This window comes from Comamonas sp. NyZ500, assembly GCF_016772095.1.
Lineage (GTDB): Bacteria > Pseudomonadota > Gammaproteobacteria > Burkholderiales > Burkholderiaceae_C > Comamonas > Comamonas thiooxydans.
The window spans coordinates 1-1,661 of sequence record NZ_JAEIJE010000051.1 but is presented as its reverse complement, the minus strand read 5'-3'; the positions used below and the strand labels follow the sequence as shown (position 1 = coordinate 1,661).

1 protein-coding gene is annotated in these 1,661 nt (G+C 57.9%); it reads right to left on the bottom strand.

What is annotated here, in order from left to right:
• Nucleotides 1-63 precede the first annotated feature (63 nt).
• Nucleotides 64-1,590 carry an IS21 family transposase gene (gene istA / locus JAO85_RS25495; RefSeq protein ID WP_045840614.1) on the bottom strand — a complete coding sequence of 509 codons (1,527 nt, stop codon included), beginning with the start codon at nt 1,588-1,590 and terminating at the stop codon, nt 64-66.
• Nucleotides 1,591-1,661: the final 71 nt, after the last annotated feature.

Here is a 1,661-nt window from a genome sequence, read left to right as displayed (position 1 = left end):
GCCTGGGCCATGCCAAACATCTTGAGTTGGCGCAGCATGATGATGATCGCAGCAATGGCGGGGTCATGACGCATGGCGCACCTGTCGGAGTTGGTCATAGCGCACGACGTTGGCTTGTGGCTCAACGATCAAGGCCAAGGCTTGGGGTGAATGGATGGGCTCAGGTTCCGGTGTTCCATCAATGAGGCGGTGCAAGATATTGATGATGTGGGTCTTGCGAGGTACGCCATCCTCCAGTGCCAACTCGACAGCGGCCAGGACGGCTTGCTCATCGTGCTGCAACACCAAGGCAAGAACTTCCACCATCTCGCGATCGCCGCCAGGTTGCTTCAGGAGCAAAGCTTGCAGTCGTTTGAATGCGTCTGGCAACTCGGCAAACGGCGCACCGTTGCGCAATGCGCCAGGCTTGCGCTGCAATACGGCCAGGTAATGGCGCCAGTCATAGACCGTACGCCCAGAGCCTTGGTGATTGCGCTCAATGATGCGCGGGTGTTCGCAGACGAGCTGACCTTCGGCCACGACAACCAGGCGGTCGGCATAAACCTGCAAGCTCACGGGCCTGTTGGCATAAGAGGCCGGCACGCTGTAGCGATTGCGCTCGAAGTGAACTAGGCAGGTGGGAGAGACTCGTTTGGCATGCTCGACAAAGCCGTCAAACGGCCGAGGCATGGGCATCAAGGTTGAGCGTTCTTGCTCCCACACATCAGCAAGTGAGCCAGGCAATTGGCCATGCGCAATCTCTTGCCATAACTGTTGACACCGTTGCTCTAGCCAATCGTTGAGGGCTCTGAGTGTTGGAAACGTTGGTACAGATTGCCAGATACGATGGCGAGCGTCCCGAACATTCTTCTCGACCTGTCCCTTCTCCCATCCCGAGGCCGGATTGCAAAACTGTGCCTCGAACAGGAAATGGCTGGCCATAGCACTGAAGCGGGCGTTGACCTCTCTGAGCTTGCCACGGCCGACACGATCAACGGCTGTGCGCATGTTGTCGTAGATCCCTCGCCTAGGGATGCCTCCAAACACCGCAAAGGCACGGTTGTGGGCATCGAACAGCATCTCATGGGTTTGCAGGGGATAGGCCCGCAGATAGAAGGCTCGGCTGTGGCTGAGCTTGAAGTGAGCCACTTGAAGCTTGGTGCGTACACCCGCGATGACAGCCCAATCCTCGCTCCAATCAAACTGGAAGGCTTCTCCAGCGCCGAAGACCAGGGGCACAAAAACGCCTCGCCCTGATGTCTGCTCCGCCGCATGACACTGAGCCTTCCATACTCTGGCAAAGGCAGCGACTCGGTTGTAGGAGCCGGTGTAGCCCAACGCCTGCAAGTCCAGAAACATCTGCTTGATCGTGCGCCGCTGCTTGCGAGAGCGGTTGACTTCTGTACGCAGCCAGCCTGACAGCTTGCTGGCGAAGGGGTCGAGCTTGGTGGCGATGGTGCGCTGTGCAAGTTGAGGTTGCACAACGTCGGAGCGCAAATACTTGCGGATGGTATTGCGAGAAAGCCCAGTTCTGCGGGCGATCTCTCGGATGGACAGGTGCTCACGCAGAGCCCAGCGCCGGATGACACTCAAAGTGGCCACGTCAATCACTCCTGGTCTCCTGCTGCACAAGAAAGCAGCAGGCTAGGGTTAATGCGTGGGTCAGATTGAGATGGAAAAAC